The sequence below is a fragment of the Methylobacterium sp. CM6257 genome (assembly GCF_054611515.1).
The window spans coordinates 2728862-2743086 of record NZ_CM137735.1 but is presented as its reverse complement, the minus strand read 5'-3'; the positions used below and the strand labels follow the sequence as shown (position 1 = coordinate 2743086).

Annotated in this window: 14 protein-coding genes and 1 pseudogene; 8 read left to right on the top strand and 7 right to left on the bottom strand. The window is 70.2% G+C overall.

Annotated elements, in window-relative coordinates:
• Positions 1–75 precede the first annotated feature (75 nt).
• Positions 76–2442, bottom strand: a complete 2367-nt coding sequence (locus ACYCO6_RS13485) for an EAL domain-containing protein (RefSeq protein WP_459772263.1) — start codon at positions 2440–2442, stop codon at positions 76–78.
• 243 nt (positions 2443–2685) lie between these two features.
• Between ACYCO6_RS13485 and ACYCO6_RS13480 the strand changes: the two genes are divergently transcribed.
• Positions 2686–3102, top strand: a complete 417-nt coding sequence (locus ACYCO6_RS13480; protein WP_459772262.1) for an EVE domain-containing protein — start codon at positions 2686–2688, stop codon at positions 3100–3102.
• Positions 3103–3124: 22 nt separating this feature from the next.
• Here ACYCO6_RS13480 and ACYCO6_RS13475 read toward each other — a convergent pair whose 3' ends face one another.
• Positions 3125–4657 carry a sensor histidine kinase gene (locus tag ACYCO6_RS13475; protein ID WP_459772261.1) on the bottom strand — a complete coding sequence of 511 codons (1533 nt, stop codon included), beginning with the start codon at positions 4655–4657 and terminating at the stop codon, positions 3125–3127.
• 354 nt (positions 4658–5011) lie between these two features.
• On the opposite strand from ACYCO6_RS13475, the gene ACYCO6_RS13470 reads away from it, so the two are divergent.
• The 5 genes from ACYCO6_RS13470 (at position 5012) to ACYCO6_RS13450 (ending at position 9640) form a co-directional block, all read left to right on the top strand.
• The gene (locus tag ACYCO6_RS13470; protein WP_459772260.1) at positions 5012–5467 is read left to right on the top strand and encodes a (2Fe-2S)-binding protein; all 456 of its coding nucleotides are present in this window, start codon (positions 5012–5014) and stop codon (positions 5465–5467) included.
• A gap of 51 nt (positions 5468–5518) precedes the next feature.
• Positions 5519–7714: a xanthine dehydrogenase family protein molybdopterin-binding subunit gene (locus tag ACYCO6_RS13465; protein WP_459772259.1), complete on the top strand. Its 2196-nt coding sequence runs from the start codon at positions 5519–5521 to the stop codon at positions 7712–7714.
• Positions 7715–7850: 136 nt separating this feature from the next.
• Positions 7851–8468, top strand: coding sequence for a uracil-DNA glycosylase family protein (locus tag ACYCO6_RS13460; protein WP_459772258.1), 618 nt, complete (start codon positions 7851–7853; stop codon positions 8466–8468).
• 69 nt (positions 8469–8537) lie between these two features.
• Complete coding sequence (gene pyrF / locus ACYCO6_RS13455) at positions 8538–9230, top strand: orotidine-5'-phosphate decarboxylase (RefSeq protein ID WP_459772257.1); 693 nt, start codon at positions 8538–8540, stop codon at positions 9228–9230.
• A gap of 65 nt (positions 9231–9295) precedes the next feature.
• Positions 9296–9640: a DUF1330 domain-containing protein gene (locus ACYCO6_RS13450; protein ID WP_459772256.1), complete on the top strand. Its 345-nt coding sequence runs from the start codon at positions 9296–9298 to the stop codon at positions 9638–9640.
• A gap of 68 nt (positions 9641–9708) precedes the next feature.
• Here ACYCO6_RS13450 and ACYCO6_RS13445 read toward each other — a convergent pair whose 3' ends face one another.
• Positions 9709–10335 (bottom strand): TetR/AcrR family transcriptional regulator, encoded by a 627-nt coding sequence (locus ACYCO6_RS13445; protein WP_459772255.1) that lies wholly within the window; start codon positions 10333–10335, stop codon positions 9709–9711.
• A 157-nt stretch (positions 10336–10492) separates the two neighbouring features.
• Here ACYCO6_RS13445 and ACYCO6_RS13440 point away from each other — a divergent pair.
• A pseudogene (locus ACYCO6_RS13440) lies at positions 10493–11260 on the top strand (SDR family NAD(P)-dependent oxidoreductase); the annotation flags it as partial.
• A 76-nt stretch (positions 11261–11336) separates the two neighbouring features.
• Here the strand turns inward: ACYCO6_RS13440 and ACYCO6_RS13435 are convergent.
• From ACYCO6_RS13435 to ACYCO6_RS13425, 3 genes are all read right to left on the bottom strand, one after another.
• Positions 11337–11534 (bottom strand): hypothetical protein, encoded by a 198-nt coding sequence (locus ACYCO6_RS13435; RefSeq protein ID WP_305547766.1) that lies wholly within the window; start codon positions 11532–11534, stop codon positions 11337–11339.
• A 194-nt stretch (positions 11535–11728) separates the two neighbouring features.
• Positions 11729–12373 carry a cysteine hydrolase family protein gene (locus tag ACYCO6_RS13430; protein ID WP_459772254.1) on the bottom strand — a complete coding sequence of 215 codons (645 nt, stop codon included), beginning with the start codon at positions 12371–12373 and terminating at the stop codon, positions 11729–11731.
• Between the two features lie 210 nt (positions 12374–12583).
• Positions 12584–13093 carry a ferritin-like domain-containing protein gene (locus ACYCO6_RS13425; RefSeq protein WP_459772253.1) on the bottom strand — a complete coding sequence of 170 codons (510 nt, stop codon included), beginning with the start codon at positions 13091–13093 and terminating at the stop codon, positions 12584–12586.
• 314 nt (positions 13094–13407) lie between these two features.
• Between ACYCO6_RS13425 and ACYCO6_RS13420 the strand changes: the two genes are divergently transcribed.
• Positions 13408–13584 (top strand): hypothetical protein, encoded by a 177-nt coding sequence (locus tag ACYCO6_RS13420; RefSeq protein ID WP_459772252.1) that lies wholly within the window; start codon positions 13408–13410, stop codon positions 13582–13584.
• Between the two features lie 35 nt (positions 13585–13619).
• On the opposite strand, the gene ACYCO6_RS13415 is transcribed toward ACYCO6_RS13420, so the two are convergent.
• Positions 13620–14141, bottom strand: a complete 522-nt coding sequence (locus ACYCO6_RS13415; protein WP_459772251.1) for a PAS domain-containing protein — start codon at positions 14139–14141, stop codon at positions 13620–13622.
• Positions 14142–14225: the final 84 nt, after the last annotated feature.

Below are 14225 nucleotides of genomic sequence, written 5' to 3'. Positions count from 1 at the left end.
CGGAAAAGCGGGATCCGGTTTTCCGAAAGCATCATGCGGCAACAGAGGCCTGGCGCGTGCGCGGCGCCGCGCGGCTCACGCCGCGGAAGCCGCTGATTCCGGACTTGCGCCGTGGGTGTGGGTGGCGAAGCGCGTGATCGGCGCCGGCCGGCCCAGGAGGTAGCCCTGGGCGATGGCGCATTGCTCGTCGGCCAGGAACGACAGCTCCTCGTCCGTCTCCACGCCCTCTGCCACAACCGACAGGCCGAGGCCCCGGCCCAGGCCCAGAACGGAGCGCACGATCGCGGCCGCCTGCGCGTTGCTGTGAACCGCCTTGATGAACGAGCCGTCGATCTTGATCCGGTCGAACGGGAAGGAGCGCAGGTTCGAGAGCGAGGAATAGCCGGTGCCGAAATCGTCCATGGCGATCTGGACGCCCAGCGCCTTGAGCTGGCGCAGGGTGAGCAGCGCCCGGGCCGGATCCCGGATCAGCGCGGTCTCGGTGATCTCGATCTCCAGGCGTTCCGCCTTGAGGCCGGTCTCGAACAGGGTGCCGTGGACGAACTGCACGAAATGCGGGTTGTGGAGCTGCACCGCCGAGACGTTGACGGCGATCGCCAGCGTCTTCGGCCAGCCGGCCGCCGTCCGGCAGGCCTCGCGCAGCACCCAAGCGCCGATCTCCAGGATGGCCCCGGTCTCCTCGGCGATCGGTACGAACAGGGCCGGCGAGATGGAGCCGCGCTCCGGATGGTGCCAGCGCAGCAGCGCCTCGAACCCCGTTACCGCACCGGACGAGATCCGGGTCTGCGGCTGGTAGACGAGCTCCAGTTCGCCGCGGGTCACCGCGTGGCGCAGGTCGTGCTCCAGCATGCGCCGGTTCCGGATCTGCGCGCCCATGCTGGCGTCGTAGCGGCGGCAGATGCCGCGCCCCTCGTTCTTGGCCCGATAGAGCGCCGCATCGGCGTGGCTCAGGAGCGCGCGCTGATCCTGCGCATCCTCGGGATAGACCGCGATGCCGATGCTGGTGGCGATCACCGGGCCGGAGGCCGCCGGCACCGCCGCCAGGGTGGCCAGGATCCGCTCGGCCAGCCGCTCCGCGGCTCCCTCTGCATGAGGCGTCAGGATGGCGAACTCGTCACCCCCCAGCCGCGCCATCAGCTGCGTGCTGTCGAGTAGGCCGCCGACCCGGAGCGCGAGGTCACGCAGCATCGCGTCCCCGGCCGCATGCCCGAACAGGTCGTTGACCTCCTTGAAGCGGTCGAGGTCGAGGCAGAGAACGGCGAGGCGGGTGCCGTGCGCGTCCGCGGCGCGCATCTCCCGCTCCAGGCGCGTGTGGAAGCTCGTGCGGTTGGCGAGCCCGGTGAGCGCGTCGTGATGGGCGAGATAGTGGATCTCGCTCTCGGCGCGGCGCCGGGCACGCAGGTCGCGCACCGCCACGGCGTGGTGCGGCTGGCGCCCGTACTCGGCCACCGGGCGCATGATCACCTCTACCGGGATCGTGCCGCCGCCCGTCTGGATGAGCTCGGCCTCGATGGGCTGGTCGGTGGAGCCAGCCCCGGCGACGAGGCCCGGCAGGTAGGCGGCGAGGCTCATGCCCACCAGGGCCGCCGTCTCGGTGGCGGCGAGGCGGGCGAAGGCCTCGTTGGCGCTGACGATCTGGCCGCCCCGGCACACGACGAGGCCCTCCACGGCGGCGTTGGCGAGGCTGCGCAGGCGTTCGCGCTCGAACTCGGCGCGCTTGCGCTCCCGCAGGTCGAGCACGAGGGCGGCCCCGGCCAGCAGCAGGATCAGGCAGCTCGCGAGCGCCACGGCGGCGGCGAGCCACTCCGTCCGGATCGCGCTCGCCGGGATCCCAACGGCGGGGTCGGGCAGGACGGTCACCGCGCCCATGCCGGTGAAATGATGCCCGCAGATCGCCAGGATCAGCAGCCCGGCGCCGAGGCTTCGGCCCCGGAACGTGGCCGCCGACAGGCCGATCACCAGGGACACCGCCCCCAGCGCCGCGCCGACCGCCACCGAGATCGTCACCACCGCTGGGTTCCAGACCAGATGCCCCGAGACCTGATAGGCGGCCATGCCGGTGTAGTGCATCGCCGCGATGCCGCCGCCCACCACGGCACCGCCGATCGCGGCCCGCACCCGGCCGCCGATGGTGGCCAGCGCGAAGCCGAGCCCGGTGATCGCCACGGCATCGGCATAGGAGAGGAGCGTCAGCCCGACGCCGTATCCCGACGGCAGCCCCGGCGCGTAGGCGAGCATCGCCAGGAAGTGCGTCGCCCAGATCCCGGAGCCCCCGGCCACCGCCGCCACCGCGAGCCACGTGTAGTGGCTCCGGCCCCCGGCGCGGCCGGCATGCGCGAGCAGCTCCAGCGCCGTCGTGCTCGCCAGCGTGCAGACCAGCGCCGCCAGGGCCACCAGCCAAGGATTATGTTCCCCGACGAAACAGCCGATCACGGTCAGCATGGGGGCAACCTGAAATCGTTATTGGGTGACCTGACAAGAACGACTACCAGAGATAATTTAATATTCGGCCAACAGCTTAGGATTACCAACACCTGAAGATTATCTGGGCAAATACGAACCCAAGCTCGGTTCCGGCGGTCGAGGCCGCGGGACCGCGCCCGCGCGGCCCGTGCGCCGGGTACGAAGCTGGGCTATGGCGGTTCCCGCCGTCGCAACCGGGCGGAGTGATGGGGGAGTTCGGCGATGGCGCACTGGCTGTTCAAATCCGAGCCCGCCACGTGGTCGTGGGCGCAGCAGGTCGCGGCCGGCGAGGCGGGGACATACTGGAACGGCGTGCGCAACCACCTCGCCAAGAAGCAGCTCATGGCGATGCAGGTCGGCGAGCAGGGCTTCTTCTACCACTCGAACGAGGGCAAGGCGGTGGTCGGCATCGTGGAGGTGATCCGGCCCTACTATCCCGACCACACCGACGAGACCGGCCGTTTCGGCATGGTCGACGTGAAGGCCGTGCAGGCGATGCCGCACCCTGTGACGCTCGACGCCATCAAGGCCGATCCGGCGCTCGCCGGCATGGTCCTGGTCAACAATTCCCGCCTGTCGGTTCAGCCGGTGACCGAGGCCGAATGGGCCCGGGTCTGCGCTCTGGGCGGCCTCGGCTGAGAGGAGCTGAGCCTCGGGCCGGTCACGCGGCCCGGTTGAGCGGGCTCCGGGCCGGCGACACGGCCTCGTCGACATCGACCGGCGGCAGCGTGTCCATGACGCGGGAGGCCGGCAGCGTCACCACCACCTCGGTGCCCTCGCGGGGCCTGGAGGACAGCTGGAACTGCCCGCCATGCAGCTCCACCAGCCCCTTCACGATCGGCAGGCCGAGGCCCGAGCCCTGCTCGGCGGTCTTGATCGCCAGCGAGCCGCGGCCGAACGAGGACAGGACCGTGCCGAGCTCGTCCTCTGGGATGCCCGGGCCGCTGTCCTTCACCGACACGTACTGCCCGCCCGAGGCGGTCCAGCCGACCTTGAGCCAGATCTCGCCCCCCGGCGGCGTGAACTTCACGGCGTTCGACAGCAGGTTGAGGACGATCTGGCGCAGCGCCCGCTCGTCGGCCCAGAGTCGCGGCAGCGCGTCGTCGACGAGGTCGTGGAAGGTCTGGTTCTTGGCCTTGGCCCGAAGGGTCATCATGTGGCGGCACTCCTCCACCACATGGGCGAGCTGCACCGGCTCCTCGTTGAGTTCGTAGCGCCCGGCCTCGATGCGCGACAGGTCGAGGATCTCGTTGATCAAATTCAGGAGATGCATCCCGCTGTCGTGGATGTCGTTCGAATACTCCCGGTAGGAGGGCGCCGTGTGGGTGCCGAACACCTCGTTCTTCATCACCTCCGAAAAGCCCAGGATGGCGTTGAGCGGGGTGCGCAGCTCGTGGCTCATGGTGGCCAGGAACCGGGACTTGGCGAGGTTCGCCTCCTCGGCCCGGCGGCGGGCCTCGTCGGAATTCGCCTTGGCCTGCTCCAGCTCGCCGAACACCGCGTCCTTCTCGGCGCGTGAGCGCAGGGCGCCCACCGTCGAGGCGTAGAGGCGGCGAGACAGGCCGAGGAAGAAGAGCTGGGCGCCCCCGGCCATCACCACGAGCAGGAGCGCATCCATCCCCCGCGAGAAGGCGGCGAGCGACGCGGTGGCGAGCGCGAGCGGGACCAGGGCGGCGATCGCCGCCAGCGGCACCGTCGCGGCCAGCATGGTGGTGACCGCCGACGCGATGACGAGGCCGAACAGCGCGAAGGTCCATCCCCCGGTCGCGCCGAGCCCGATCATCGCCGACCACGAGAGGCTCTGCAGCACCTCGCCGGTCAGGAAGCGGCGGCGCCAGCGGGCAAGCGGGATCGTCGCCGGTTCGGCATGGAGGAAACGCCGGCTCAAGGTCGTATTGAGCGTGATCATGAGGAACACGCCGAGCGCCCAGATGGCGGCTACCGGCGGTCCGATCCAGAACGTCGCCGCCGTGGCGAGCGCCACGGCGAACAGGACCAGCGGGATGCCCGCCCCGGCCCGGTACTGGGCGTAGTGGCGCAGAAGCTCGTAGTCGAAGGCCCGCTCCAGGCCGGTCTGCGAGGTCAGCTTCTCGCGGGCCGAGCGGATCTCGCGGGCGACTCCGAGGCGGCGCGCCGCCTCCTCCGTCGAGGGACCGCGACCGCGCTGGACCATCTCGACGGTGAGATCGGGCATGCGCGTCTTGAAACTCGGCTCGAATCCGACGGAGGGCGACGACGGCTGAATAACGACCGCACGAGAATGCGGCGGATGTGTTAAGAAGCGGCTGCCGACACCGGTCGGATCTTAAGCATCGAGACCGTTCGGCGCCCGGATCGAAGTGCGGTATCGCACATCGTATGCATCGGTTCGGCCGCTAGGATTCGATCCGCGATTACGGTGTCCGAGCGCACCTCACGAAACGCCCCGCCGTGCCCTCGTGGCCGAGGCAGACTCCCCGGAGCGGCGGGTCGTTCGAGATGCGCCGGGCGAAGCCGTGCGCCGCGATCCGGACGTCCGGGCTCCGCGCGTCGAAGAGGGCCGCCGATCATGCCGAAGCTCACCGTCAACGGCGTCACGCACGCGATCGACGCCGACCCGGACATGCCGCTGCTCTGGGTGTTGCGCGACCGGCTCGACGCCACCGGCACCAAGTACGGCTGCGGCATCGCGCAATGCGGCGCCTGCACGGTCCATCTCGACGGCCAGCCGGTCCGGTCCTGCCAGACCCGCCTCGGCGATGTCGGCGCCGCGCACGTGACGACCATCGAGGGCGTCTCGGGCCGGGTGGCCGAGGCGGTCCAGGCAGCGTGGCGCAAGCTCGACGTGGTCCAGTGCGGCTACTGCCAGTCCGGCCAGATCATGTCGGCGATCGGCCTGCTGTCGGGCAACGCCAAGCCCAGCGACGCCGACATCGACGGCGCCATGGACGGCAACATCTGCCGCTGCGGCACCTACCAGCGCATCCGCGCCGCGATTCACGAAGCCGCGCGCAGCCTCGCCTGATCCGCCTCGGCGCCTCACCTTTCCCGCGGTCCTGACCGGAGCTTCGCCGCCATGCTGTACGCCCGTCGACCGAATCCCCTGCCCGCGCGACCCAGCCGTCGCGGCCTGCTCGCCGGCGCCGGTGCCCTCGTGGTCGCGTTCCGGCTCGACCCGAAATCCGCCCGCGCCGCCGCCGGCCCGAACCTCGCCGACGTCAAGGCGCAGCCCAATGCCTTCGTGCGCATCGCTCCGGACGATACCGTCACGGTGGTGATCAAGCACCTCGACATGGGCCAGGGGAACACGACCGGGCTCGCCACGATCCTGGCCGACGAGCTCGGCGCCGACTGGAAGAACGTCCGCACCGAATTCGCGCCCGCGGACGCGACGCTCTACAACAACAGCCTGATGGGCCCGATCCAGGGCACCGGCGGCTCCACCGCGGTGGCCAATTCCTGGTTCCAGCTGCGCAAGGCCGGCGCCGCCGCCCGCGAGATGCTGATGGCCGAGGCCGCCTTCCGCTGGAAGGTGCCGGTCTCGGAGATCACCGTGGCCGAAAGCGTGGTGCGCCACGCGCCGTCGGGCCGGCAGGCCCGGTTCGGCGAGCTGGCGGCCTCCGCCGCCGCCCTACCGGTCCCCTCCGATCCGAAACTCAAGGATCCGAGCGAGTGGCGGCTGATCGGCCAGACGGTGCCGCGCCTCGACTCGGTCGCCAAGACCAACGGCACGGCGGTCTATTCCCTCGATATCCGCCGCCCCAATCAGGTCACCGCCGTGGTGGCTCGCGCCCCACGCTTCGGCGCCACCGTGAGGAGCTTCGACGCCGCGCAGGCCCGCAAGGTCGCGGGCGTGCTCGACGTGGTCCAGGTCCCCACGGGCGTGGCGGTGATCGCCCGCGACACGTGGTCGGCCATGAAGGGACGCGAGGCGCTCGCCGTCACCTGGGACGACAGCACCGCCGAGATGCGCTCGTCGGAGGCGATCCTCGCCGAGTACCGGGAGCGTGCGAAGGGGCCCGGCCTCACGGCGTCCGAGCGCGGCGATCCGCAGGCCGCGCTCAAGGGCGCCGCCAAGGTGATCGAGGCCGAGTTCACCTTCCCGTACCTCGCCCACGCGGCGATGGAGCCGCTGAACGCCACGATCGAGCGGGCGGCCGACGGCGGCTACGACGTCTACGCGGGCTTCCAGTTCCAGACCGTCGAGCAGGCGACCATGGCGGCGATCCTGGGGGTGACGCCCGACCGGGTGCGCCTCCACTGCAACTGGGCCGGCGGTTCCTTCGGCCGCCGGGCGACGCCCACCGCCGACTATCTCGCGGAGTCGGCGACCGTCCTGAAGGCCTACGGCGAGAAGGCCCCCGTGCACCTCGTCTGGACCCGCGAGGACGACATGGCCGGCGGCTACTACCGCCCGACGGTGCTGCACAAGGTCCGTGCCGGCATCGACGACAAGGGCGCGGTGGTCGGCTGGGATCACGTCATGGTCGGCAAGTCGATCATGATCGGCTCACCCTTCGAGGCGATGATCGTCAAGAACGGCATCGACGCCACCACCGTGGAGGGCGCTTCCGACACGCCCTACGCGCTGCCGGCCTATCGGTTCGGCGTCCACAACGCCCGCGAGGGCGTGCCGGTCCTGTGGTGGCGCTCGGTGGGCCACACCCACACCGCCCACGTGATGGAGGTGATGATCGACGAACTGGCCCATGCCGCGAACGTCGATCCGGTGGCCTACCGGCTGTCGCTCCTGGCACAGGCGCCCCGGCTCGCCGGCGTGCTGCGGCTCGCCGCCGACAAGGCCGGCTGGGGCGCCAAGCCCCAAGATCAGGGGCGCGGTCTCGGGGTCGCGGTCCACGAATCCTTCGGCTCCTATGTCGGCATGGTGGCCGACGTCACCGCGCAGGATGCCGGGATCCGGGTGAACCGGATCGTGGCGGCGGTGGATGTCGGTGTCCCGGTCAACCCGGACGTGATCCGCGCGCAGGTCGAAGGCGCGGTGGGCTTCGCCCTCTCTTCGGTGCTGCGCAACCGCATCACCCTGAAGGACGGGCAGGTGCAGGAGCACAATTTCGACGCCTACGAGCCCACCCGGATGAGCGAGATGCCTAAGGTCGAGGTGCATATCGTGCCGAGCCAAATCGCGCCGACCGGAATCGGCGAGCCGGGCGTCCCGGTCCTTGCGCCCGCCATCGCCAACGCGGTCTTCGCGGCCACCGGCCGGCGCCTGCGCTCGCTGCCCCTGGACCTCTCCGGGATGAAGGGGGCGTGACGAATCGCACGTCCCGCCCGCGCCGATCGGCGTAGGAAGGACAGGCCTTCCCCCCAAGGCAGAGACTCCACTGAAGACGGCGCGGCGCGACACCGCGCCGTTTCTTTTTTCTGCCGTCCCACCCCATGTCCGGGCCATGCCCGCCTTCGACGACACCGCCGCCCGCCTGCGGGCTTGCCGCCTCTGCCGGGATACCCCGCTCTACGGCCCGCCTCTCCCCCACGAGCCCCGGCCGATCGTGCAGGGCAGCAGCGGCGCGCGCCTCTGCATCGCCAGCCAGGCCCCCGGGACTCGGGCCCACCGCACGGGGAGACCGTTCACGGACCCGTCGGGGGTGCGGCTGCGCGGCTGGCTCTGTCTCGACGAAGCGCAATTCTACGATGCCGCCAAGGTCGCGATCGTGCCGATGGGCTCGTGCTTTCCCGGTCTCGACGCCAAGGGTGGCGACCGGCCGCCGCGCCGGGAATGCGCCGAGCGCTGGCGGGCGGAGCTCTTCTCAGGTCTGCCCAATCTCGACCTGCTCCTGGTGATCGGCCAGTACGCGCAAGGCTGGCACCTGGGGAAGATGGCGGGCGGCCTCACCGGCACGGTGCGGCGCTGGCGCGAGATCCTGTCCGAGCCGCGCCGTCCCCGGGTCCTGCCCCTGCCCCATCCGTCCTGGCGCAACACCGGCTGGCTCAAGCGCGAACCCTGGTTCGAGGCGGAGCTGCTGCCGGTGCTGCGAGACGAGGTGGCGCGGGTGCTGGCGGGGTGACCTGGTCGCGTCGGCATTGACTCGCGGACGTTCCGCGTGGTCGCTGCCCCCAGCTCCAAGGACGCCCCGATGACCGAGATTGCCGACTCCCGCGACCGCCTGATCGTGGCCCTCGACGTGCCCAGCGTACCCGAGGCCGAGGCGCTGATCGACCGGATCGGCGACGCCGCCACCTTCTACAAGATCGGCTACCGGCTGGGTTACGCGGGCGGCTTGGCGCTGGCCGAGCGTCTGGCGGCACGGGGGCTCAAGGTCTTCCTCGACCTGAAGCTCCACGACATCGGCAACACCGTCGAGGAAGGAGTGCGCTCGGCCTCGGGCTCGGGCGCCACCTTCCTCACCGTGCACGCCTATCCGCAGACCATGCGGGCGGCGGTTCGCGGGCGGGGTGCGGGCCTGAAGATCCTCGCCGTGACGGTGCTGACCTCCTACGACGATTCCGACGCCGCGGAGGCCGGCTACGCCCTGCCGGTGGCGGAGCTGGTCGCCAAGCGCGCCGCCCAGGCCGCCGAGATCGGCGTCGACGGCCTGGTCTGCTCCGCGGCCGAGGCGGCCGCGGTCCGGCGCATCGTCGGGCCGGACCGGCTGATCGTCACCCCGGGGATCCGGCCCGCCGGCGCGGAGGCCGGGGACCAGAAGCGGGTCATGACCCCCGGCGAGGCCCGCAAGGCCGGGATCGACCATGTCGTGGTCGGGCGCCCGATCACCGGCGCCGCGGATCCGCGGGCCGTGGCGCAGGCGATCGTGGCCGAACTGTCCTGACATCCGTCCGGCATTGCCTTCGCGCGGATCGGATCCACTTCGCTCTCCAACGGAGGAGGCGCACGATGGCGAAGGGGTACTGGATCGCGCGGGTCGATGTTCGCGACGCGGAGGCCTACAAGGACTACGTCGCGGCCAACGGCGCCGCCTTCGCCAAGTACGGCGGGCGGTTCATCGTGCGCGGCGGCGCCTACGAGGCGGTGATGGGGCAGGCCCGGTCCCGCAACGTGGTGATCGAGTTCCCGAGCTACGCCGACGCCCTCGCCTGCTGGAACTCCGATCTTTATCAGGCCGCCAAGGCCAAGCAGCGCGGCGGGGTCGAGGCCGAGATCCTGGTGATCGAGGGCTATGATGGCCCGCAACCGAGCGCCTCGGAGCCGCCGCCGGAGGCCGGTCCGGCCTCCGAGTAGGTCGCGTTCGCCGGACCGGAGAGCTCGGTCGATCCGGGGCGGAACGCGGCGACGCAGCAGCAAACCCTCTAGATCCTCCTCCCCGGCGCGAGGCTCCGCAGCAGGAACGCCGTCATGGCCTCCATGGGCGGAACGGGCTGGAGGGGAGACTTTCCCACCAGAAGCGGGTGGGTGTAGCGGGCGATGGCGGTGTGGATGCAGGCCGCCGCCAGCCCGGGGTCCTCGGCCTCGAACTCGCCGGACGCCACCCCGTCGCGGACGATACGCTCGAACCCGGCCGTGATCCGGGCGACGTGGTGGCGGCAGACATCCCAGCTCTCGGCCATTGCGGCCTCGATCATCTCGTGGATGCGGGGAAACGTCTCACAGCGCCGGGTGCAGTCGCGGTGCAGGGCGTCGATCGCCGCCACGAGGCGCTCTGTGGCGCTGAGACCCTGTCGATCGGCGATGCCGGAAATCACCGCCTCGCCCTCGCCGATCAGCCGCTCCAGCACCGCCTCGTTGATCGCCTTCTTCGAATCGAAGAAGCGGTAGACGTTGGCCGGGCTCATCTTCAGCGTCCGCGCGATGTCCGCCACGGTCGTCTTCTGGTAGCCGATCTCGCGGAAATACGCGTCCGCCGTCGCGAGGATCCGGCTCCGCGTATCGGGCGCGCTCTCCTCCGCGGTCAGGTGGGTCGTGTCATCGGGGGACATGGATACTCACTAGGCCATGCGGGCGCGGGGCGTCAAAGACGGCAGTCCGGCGCCGGTTCCCCTGCGGCCGGTGCGTGCGGCGGGAACCGGGCCCGGCCGCACCCATTGCCCCGGCATCCGGCCGCTTTGAGCGCGGCGCGGCGGCGAGAGACGCGCGATGACCTTGACCGGGACCCGAGCCCTGATCACCGGGGCCGATTCCGGCATCGGGCAAGCGAGCGCGGAGCTGTTCGCCCGCGAGGGCGCGGACGTGGCGATCACCTACCACACCGACGAGGCGGGCATCCGCGAGACCGCCGCCCGGGTGGAGGCGGCCGGGCGCCGGGTCCTGGTGCTCCAATTCGATGTCGGCGACCCGCCGGCGGTGAACGCCGCGTTCGATCGGATCGGCAGTGAGTTCGGCACCCTCGACATCCTGGTGGCCAATGCCGGGCAGGCCATGAGCGGCATGCCGGTCGCTGAGATGGACGACGCCCTGCTGGAGCGGATCCTGCGGGTGAACCAGATGGGGCCGCTCTTCTGCGCACGTCCCTTCATCAGGATGCGCAAGGCGCAAGGCGGCAACGGCAAGATCGTGTTCGTCTCCTCCGTGGCCCAGCACCTGCCAACCCCGGAGAGCGCCCCCTACGGCATGTCGAAGGCGGGGCTCGGATCCCTGTGCCGCTCCCTGTCGCGGGAACTCGCCGAGGACCGGATCAACGTCAACAGCGTCGGCCCCGGCCTGATCGAGACACCCATGACCGCCAAGCGCTTCGAGAAGACGGAGGTGATCGAGCAGTCCCTGGAGCGGATCCCGTGGCACCGGGCCGGTCAGCCTGAGGAGATCGCCCGGGCGATCCTGTATCTCGCCTCGGACGCCTCCGACTATGTCACCGGCCACACCCTGGTGGTCGATGGCGGCCTGACGATGCAATGGGGCGGGGCCTGGACGGCGAAGCGGCGCCGGACACGCATCCGGCGCCGCTTCGCGGGTCACGGGCTGGGCGGTTGCCGCGGGCGGTTTACGATCCGAACTGCGAGCCCAGCCGCTCGAGGTACTCGGCCAAGTCGACGCCGCCGATCCGCTTGCCGTAGTCGAAGCGCATGCCCTGGCGGATGTCGATGCTGGCATCCCGCGTCGTCAGGGTGAAGGGCCGGACGCACACCCAGGCCCCGTCACGGCGGTGCTCGAAGTAGCCGAGGATCTCGTGCTTGGCCATAATCTGTCCTCCGGAACCGTGTTCGGAAACATAACGGTCCCGCTGCCTCCCGGTTCGCGCCGCGCGACTGTTTTTCGCGTTCGGCTCCGCGCCGATCGAGTGTTCGTGATCCGGGCATCGGCGGAGGTGGGTCGGCCTGATCTCCTCTGAGCTTGGCTATTACAATTCGAATGTTGGGTGCGCGGCGGCTCCGCTCAGCGCCAGAGGTCGAGGATCTCGGCGGTGGTCATCGTCTCGACCTGGTGGCTGTACCGCATCCGGTACATCAGCAGCATCGCGTCGTGGGCCTCGTCGCAGGAGCTGCAGAGGGCGTCCGTGGCCAGCACGATCCGGTAGCCGAGATCGACGCCGCCGAGCACCGCCGCGAGCACGCAGACATCCGTCTCGGCCCCGGTGACGATCAGGGTGTCGACGCCCCGTGCCTGGAGACGCGCGTCGAGATCCGTCTCGAGCCAGGGCGAGTAGACGCTCTTGTCGATGACCTCAGCGGGCGGGACGAGCCGGGCGAGGTCCGGGACGAGATCGATCATCTCCGGGGTGAGACGCTCCCGGGTCATGTCGGCCCAGCGCTCCGAATAGGTCGCCCAGGTGCCGCGTCCCTCGCCCGGCCGCGCGGCCGGGATGAAGCGGGTGAAGATGGTCCGATCGGGATGGGCGTCGGCGAGGCGGCACACATGCGGCAGGACCCGCGGCATCCACGGGGTCTGCCAGTCGGTGGACTCGGCGAACATGCGCTGCATGTCGACGCAGAGGTGGACGCAACCTCGGCGCAGCGCCTCGGTGGGGTGCCCGCCTCCCTGCTTGTGGCTGCCGGTCGGACGAACGCTTCCTGATCCCATGACCGCGCAATCACGCAGAGCCGACGTTGTTCCTGCGGCCCCGGGGTCCGGTCCGGGCGATGCGGGCGAACGCACGGGCGGGCGCCTGCCTCGGCGGGTCCGGGAGCCGGGTCATGACGAAGCCGCTGCCGATCACGACCCGATCGACAGCGGCTCCCAAGCGGATGCGCTCCGGCACCGAACCGGAGTCCCGGTCCGGCGCGGCGGAGCCTAGCGGTCGGCCTTCGCGCCGGCCGTGGTCAGGGACAGGTAGCGCTCGGTGGTCGGCCGGATCAGGTTCCGCACCGTCTCCGCCATGGTCTGCTCCTCCTTGAGCGACTGCTGGAATGCCGTCAGATGCGCCTGCTGGCCGGCCGCATCGCCGATGACGAGCAGCGATTCGTAGGCCGCGATCTCGAAATTCTCGAACGCGTGATTGGCGTAGGTGTTCTTCAGGATCTCGTCCTGGGCCGGCGTGTGACCCAGGGCCATCATGTTCCCGACGAAGCCCAGGAAGCCTTCCTTGAGGGCCGAGGGGCTCTCGGCGAGGCTCTGAAGCGCTTCCTCCAGGCGCTGGCGCTGTCCGTGCGTCTCCTCGATGTGGCGGCGCAAGGCCTGCTCCATCTCCGGATACCGCTCCAGGCGCTCGACCTGCCGCTCCATGATCTGCAGGGCCTGCATCTCGAGGGCATGAGTATTCTTCAGGGCCGTGACGTAGATCTCGCGCGCGTCCATGGCCATGGTTTTCACCTCTGCTGGGTTGCGGGCTCGATGGCCCATTCAACCCGGGAACGCAGGCGCTGTACGGCCAAGTTCCGGTCGGAAGGTCGCAGGCCTGGCGGGACGAGCCGGCGCGGGAGGCTGTGCGCACGGCGCTCGCGGAGCGCCGAACACATGAACCCATGTCACGTCAACGGGACGGCGGTGGTGGCTTCGCTGCTACACTCTCCGGTTGCCCCGCCTCCGGGAGAACTATCCGTTCTGATCGCCGGGCATCCGAGTGGCCTGCATCGCGTTGACCCGACGGGGATGCAGGTTGGATCCCGGAGGAATCGATGGAGAAGGACCGCGAGCTGTCGAAGGAGCCGCCGATCTCCGACGGGCAGAGCTACCGCCCGCGCGACGAGACCATTGCCCAGACGGGGCGCGGCCTGCCCAACGACACGGGCGAGCCGGTGGAGGTCGACGAGGCCGAGGCCGATCGGATCGAGAAGAAGATCCGCGAGCTGTAGGCCTTTCTTCCCCCGTCCCATCCCGGGCGCCGCGGTCAGTGCAGGATGCCGTCGGGTCCGGAACGCTGACGATCCGCCAAGTGCTTGCCGATTTCGAGCAGCAGGGTCTCCGTCAGTGCGATGATGTGCGCGTCGCCGAGATGCGAGACGGCATTGTGCAGGGACAGGCACAGGTCGGCCGTCCTGTTCAGGGCGTCTCCGATCTCGGTCCCGTCCCGGCGCGCGAAGGCAAGGCCGGCGGACTTGCTGTCCGAGATCTCGACGACGACACCCCGGCCCGTCGTGGGCCGGCCGCCCTCGTCGAGGTAGAAATGCCCGCGCGTGAACAGCCAGCGGAGTTGCCCCTCCTTCGAGCAAACGCGATATTCCGCCGTGTAGGAGCCGCCCGATCGGACGCAGTCGAGGATGACGTGCGACATCGGCCCCCGATCATCCGGATGAACGGCTTCCAGGATCTCGGACAGGCTGACGCCCGCCTGGGACCGGGCGGGACTGATGTTGAACAGCAGGGCCGCGACTGGGTCCGCCTGCGCACGATCGTTGATGATGTCCCACATTCAGAAGCCGACACCGCCCGATGCTTGAAGAGCCGAGATCAGGGCCGCTTCCGAAACGGCGTCGTCCGAAATTTCCATCTGGGA